Source organism: Anaerobutyricum hallii DSM 3353, from assembly GCF_000173975.1.
Classification (GTDB): Bacteria; Bacillota; Clostridia; order Lachnospirales; family Lachnospiraceae; genus Anaerobutyricum; species Anaerobutyricum hallii.
Genome location: NZ_ACEP01000153.1, coordinates 1 through 4,783 on the forward strand (window position 1 = coordinate 1; position 4,783 = coordinate 4,783).

Annotated in this window: 4 protein-coding genes and 7 tRNA genes; all 11 read left to right on the forward strand. The window is 36.9% G+C overall.

Translation table 11 applies throughout. The features are described from left to right. Window positions 1-9 precede the first annotated feature (9 nt). The 11 genes from EUBHAL_RS13615 (at window position 10) to EUBHAL_RS13665 (ending at window position 4,541) form a co-directional block, all read left to right on the forward strand. Window positions 10-82: transfer RNA gene (locus EUBHAL_RS13615), tRNA-Thr, on the forward strand. A gap of 43 nt (window positions 83-125) precedes the next feature. Beyond that, window positions 126-199 (forward strand) — tRNA-Ile (locus EUBHAL_RS13620). Between the two features lie 18 nt (window positions 200-217). Beyond that, window positions 218-291: transfer RNA gene (locus EUBHAL_RS13625), tRNA-Asp, on the forward strand. 35 nt (window positions 292-326) lie between these two features. Further along, window positions 327-399, forward strand: a tRNA-Val gene (locus EUBHAL_RS13630). Window positions 400-404: 5 nt separating this feature from the next. Further along, window positions 405-491: transfer RNA gene (locus tag EUBHAL_RS13635), tRNA-Leu, on the forward strand. 15 nt (window positions 492-506) lie between these two features. Further along, window positions 507-580 (forward strand) — tRNA-Arg (locus EUBHAL_RS13640). Window positions 581-607: 27 nt separating this feature from the next. Further along, window positions 608-679 (forward strand) — tRNA-Gln (locus EUBHAL_RS13645). A gap of 160 nt (window positions 680-839) precedes the next feature. Next, on the forward strand, window positions 840-1,157 hold the full coding sequence (locus EUBHAL_RS13650; protein ID WP_005351271.1) for a BMC domain-containing protein: 318 nt from the start codon (window positions 840-842) through the stop codon (window positions 1,155-1,157). 464 nt (window positions 1,158-1,621) lie between these two features. Beyond that, window positions 1,622-2,341: an acyl-[acyl-carrier-protein] thioesterase gene (locus EUBHAL_RS13655; RefSeq protein ID WP_005351272.1), complete on the forward strand. Its 720-nt coding sequence runs from the start codon at window positions 1,622-1,624 to the stop codon at window positions 2,339-2,341. A 252-nt stretch (window positions 2,342-2,593) separates the two neighbouring features. Next, window positions 2,594-3,442 (forward strand): CvfB family protein, encoded by an 849-nt coding sequence (locus tag EUBHAL_RS13660; protein WP_005351274.1) that lies wholly within the window; start codon window positions 2,594-2,596, stop codon window positions 3,440-3,442. Between the two features lie 4 nt (window positions 3,443-3,446). Continuing rightward, window positions 3,447-4,541 (forward strand): CPBP family intramembrane glutamic endopeptidase, encoded by a 1,095-nt coding sequence (locus EUBHAL_RS13665; protein ID WP_005351276.1) that lies wholly within the window; start codon window positions 3,447-3,449, stop codon window positions 4,539-4,541. Window positions 4,542-4,783 lie beyond the last annotated feature (242 nt).

Genomic DNA, 4,783 nt, shown 5'->3' on the forward strand with positions numbered 1-4,783 from the left:
CAATAGAGTGCCGATGTGGCTCAATTGGCAGAGCAGCTGATTTGTAATCAGCAGGTTAACGGTTCGAGTCCGTTCATCGGCTTCACAAATTAAATTTTGATTTAGTTTGATTTGGATTGTTCTAGGGACCTTTAGCTCAGCTGGTTAGAGCAATCGGCTCATAACCGATCGGTCCGGGGTTCAAGTCCCTGAAGGTCCACTCTATTTGAATAATTTTGGCCCGGTGGCTCAGCTGGTTAGAGCGCCGCCCTGTCACGGCGGAGGTCGTGGGTTCGAATCCCATCCGGGTCGTTTCCGTAAGGAATTAAAATTTAATAAGTATATTTGGGATTTTAGCTCAGCTGGGAGAGCATCTGCCTTACAAGCAGAGGGTCACAGGTTCAAGTCCTGTAGGTCCCATTTATGCCGGCGTGGCGGAACTGGCAGACGCACAGGACTTAAAATCCTGCGGGACTTATACTCCCGTATCGGTTCGATTCCGATCGCCGGCATATCTTAAGAACTTTGTGGGCATAGCTCAGCTGGATAGAGCGTTTGGCTACGGACCAAAAGGTCGGGGGTTCGAATCCTCTTGCCCACGTTTGATTCTTTTAGAATCAGTTAATATAGCGCTATCGCCAAATGGTAAGGCACTGGATTCTGATTCCAGCATTTCCAGGTTCGAATCCTGGTAGCGCTGTAAGAGAAGGGACACATTATTGTGTCCTTTTTTTGTACCTTGGGAAGATATTACATACTAACAGCAAGAAAGTACATTGTTACTTAATAATGAGTATGCTATCATGATAATTAATAATTATACTAAAAAGAATGTGTACGAAACATAGTGGAGGTTCAAAATGACAGAAGGACGTATTATCTATAATCCAAGTGCTTCAGTAATGAAGATGTTTTACCGTAAGATGAATGCAGAGAGCAGGGAAGAATTAAAAAGCAGAAAGTTTGATGCAGTAGGACTGCTCCAGACAACGGTTGCTGGTGTATTATACTATGCAGACCGCGCATTTAAGACAAGTAATGTATATCCAGTAGAGATTAACGGAAGCTGTCCACAGCATATCACTACATTAGCTTTCTTTGGCGAGACAACAGCGGTGGAGACAGCGATGAAGACTTTAATCAGAGAAGAGAAAGAGAAGAAGAATCGTTTAATGTAGTTTTTATTATTTAACTCATTAACAGGCTGATGATATGAAAGAAGCTATTCTATATTTGTGACTCTATCACTGTGGGTTGAATGTTCGCCCTCTGGCTCGCATTTAATCCTCGTGCTAAGACTGCAAATATAGGATAGCTTCTCTCTTTTAGGGCTGACAGTGCCTGGATTTAGTTGAGTTAAAACAGTAAATGACAGATGAATATGAAGTGGCTGATGAGAATCAAGTAAAAATTTTTGTAGATAAAATAAATGTATTAAATAATAAAGCAAAGAAAGTAATAAAAGTAATATGGGAAAAGTAGGAAAAAATGAAGAAATGATTACGTAAAGAATAAATAGATAAATAAAGATAGATAAAACAGAAATCTGATGAAAAAATAAAAAAAATATGTTATGATAATACGGCATTGTCAGGAAAACGAATATACCTGATATAGTATAAAAAAGTAAAAGGTGCATTATATGTATGAAATGAAAATACGGGTTCGCTACAGTGAGGTGGACCGAGAAGGAATAGCAAGACTGCATCAGATTTTAGAATATTTTCAGGACTGTGGAACTTTCCAGTCAGAAGAGTTAGGATTAGGTGTGGAAGAAGACCAGAAGAACCATAGAGCCTGGTATTTGATTGCGTGGAACGTAAAGATTATAAGACATCCAAGAATGTCAGAATATATTGATGTCACAACGCAGGCATATAAGATGCGAGGATTTTATGGATATAGAAGATATTCTATTATAGACGAGCAGGGAGCGACAATTGTTTCTGCGGAGGCAATATGGATTCTGATGAATACACAGAAGATGCTTCCAATGAAAGTCACAAAGGAAATCGCTGATATTTATGTGGAGAAGGATGCAGATAAAACTGTAAGAATCAATCGAAAGATTTCAGATGATGGTGAGTGGAAAGAATACGAACCAATCGAAGTTACAAAACAGTATTTAGATAGTAATAATCATGTAAATAATACAGTATATGCTTTGTGGACAGAAGATATTCTCCCAGAAGGTGCCTGTGCGAAAGAAGTTCGGATTGATTACCGTAAAGCCGCCATGTTTAAAGAAACAATACAGGTATTTGTACAGCAGCAGGAAGATATTTTCAAGGTAAAATATATAAAACCAGATGGTGAAATTGCTGCATTGGTAGAAATGACTTTAAAAACTATAGAAGATTAAGAAAAAGAGAGTATGCAGTAATTCAAAAATGAATATCAAAAGAAAAAGATAGATAAAAATGAGTCAATGACTTAAAATGTGAAAATCAAGGTATTCAGATATTAAAATAAAAAAGCAATAAACAAAATAAAAATTAAAAAAATAAGTATAGAATAAACATTGAGAAAAACAAAGAGAATATAGAATAAATTTAAGAAAGGAAAAGCTGATTAGATATGTAATAATCCATATCAATAACAGTAAGGATTGTAAATGATAGAATTAGGCGTAAAACAGAAGTTATATATTGACCATAAAACAGATTTTGGAGTGTATCTTTCTGATACTCCAGAGAGAAATGGAAAGAGCGACTGTGTACTGCTCCCGAAGAAACAGGTTCCACAGAACGCAAAGATTGGTGATGAGGTAGAGGTATTTGTATACCGTGACTCTAAAGACAGAGAAATTGCGACAACAAATATGCCAAAGCTTCAGTTAGGAGAGCTTGCCGTTTTACAGGTAGCGCAGGTAAATAACATCGGTGGATTTATGTACTGGGGACTGGAAAAGGATTTACTTCTTCCCTACAGCGAACAGGTTGTAAAGGTACAAAAGGGCGAGAAATATTTAGTAGGTCTCTATATTGATAAGAGTGACAGACTTTGTGCTACGATGAAAGTATATGACTTTCTGCGTACAGATTCTCCATATAAGACAGATGATATTGTAGAAGGAACGGTATATGGAAAGAACCCAGAATACGGCGTATTTGTGGCAGTAGATAATAAATATAATGGTATGCTTCAGAATAAAGAAATCGTCAGAAAGTTAAAAATTGGAGAAAAAGTACAGGCAAGAGTGCTTTCAGTAAGAGAAGATGGAAAGCTTAACTTAAGTCTTCGTGAAAAAGCATATTTACAGATGGATGTTGACTCCGCAAAGATTTTAGAAAAATTAAAAGAGAATGACGGATTCCTTCCATATCACGATAAATCTGCGCCTGAAGATATCCGAAGCGAATTTGGAATGAGTAAAAATGAATTCAAACGTGCAATTGGACGTTTATATAAGAGCAAGAAAATTAAAATAAGCAAAACAGGAATCGAGTTAACGGAAGAATAGACTAATGTCACAGCAAAAATTTTTAAATCCAAATAGAATATGGTTTACAATCGTATTGCTGCATATAGTGGGGTCTGTTCTGGATTCAGTGCTTGCAATCCTTCCATTTGGAAGAATAATAGCAGCAATAGCGATATGGTTTTTTCTGGCCAATATACAGGAGAAAAATATACGGCGTATCGAAATCTGCATTGCAGGCTGTATCATAACTATTTTTATGATGTATTCTCTTGATATAAGTTATCAGGGAACGATACTTCTTAATGAATTATTATTGCTCTATGTATTCTGGGTTTGCCAGAATGCATATGTAAAGCCAGTGGAATACTGTCATTTGAGAAAAGTTTCATTAAAGAGTATTGGGCTTATTATAGTTGCTGCGATATTTTTATTTATCATGGCAGACTATGTAAATGCCTGTTCCATGATCGCATTTCAGAACTTATTAGATGATTCTTTGCAGGCAATTGTAAATAAACCAGTAGAAGCATTAGTCGTAGTTGCTATTTTGCCGGCGATTATCGAGGAATTCCTTTTCCGAGGAATGATTTACCGTGGAATTGCGAACAAAAGTAATAAAAAGATGGCAATCATAATCTCAGCGCTGTTATTTGCATTCCTGCATATGAACTTTAATCAGATGTGCTATGCATTTGTTATGGGGCTGGTATTTGCCATTGTTATCTACTTGACTGACAATTTGAGCGTCTCCATATTGCTCCATATGCTCTTTAATGCATTTACCGTAATAATAACCTGCTTCGAGAAAAGTAATGCCATACAGGCCATTTTACAATGCAATATCGCAGGCTATACCTTATTTAATCCCTCATTGACAGACACACAGGGGAAAATAGAAATAAGCCTCCTGATTATAGGAGGACTCATAGCAATATTAAGTGCAGTAATCGCAGGCTGGCTTATCCTTCTGATTGCTAAAACAGAAAAAACAACAGAAACTACAATAAACAACGAAAATATTCTGAAAGATAACGACAATATCTTCAAAAACAACGAAAAATGGAAACCAGATCTCCGATTCTTCGCAGGAAGCGGCGTCTGTATCCTAATAGCGATATTGTATGAAATTTTGCTTTAGACCAACAGACGCCCCCAGAGAAGGAAAGACTCTATATTTGTGACTTTAGTCACGGCAGGTTGAATGTTCGCTTAAGCGCTCGCATCCAACCTTTGCTCCGAGGCCACAAATATAGAGTCTTTCCTTCTCTGGGGTCTGTCTTTGGGGATACAAAAGGGGAAAAAAAACCAAAGTAAAAAAACCGACCCGTTAAACTAATATATTTATTTAACTTACGTAGTACGTAAACTAAACTAAACTAA

Coding starts and splice junctions, on each gene's coding strand:
- EUBHAL_RS13650 (WP_005351271.1), top strand. CDS start 840: ATGACAGAAGGACGTATTATCTATAATCCAAGTGCTTCAGTAATGAAG.
- EUBHAL_RS13655 (WP_005351272.1), top strand. CDS start 1,622: ATGTATGAAATGAAAATACGGGTTCGCTACAGTGAGGTGGACCGAGAA.
- EUBHAL_RS13660 (WP_005351274.1), top strand. CDS start 2,594: ATGATAGAATTAGGCGTAAAACAGAAGTTATATATTGACCATAAAACA.
- EUBHAL_RS13665 (WP_005351276.1), top strand. CDS start 3,447: ATGTCACAGCAAAAATTTTTAAATCCAAATAGAATATGGTTTACAATC.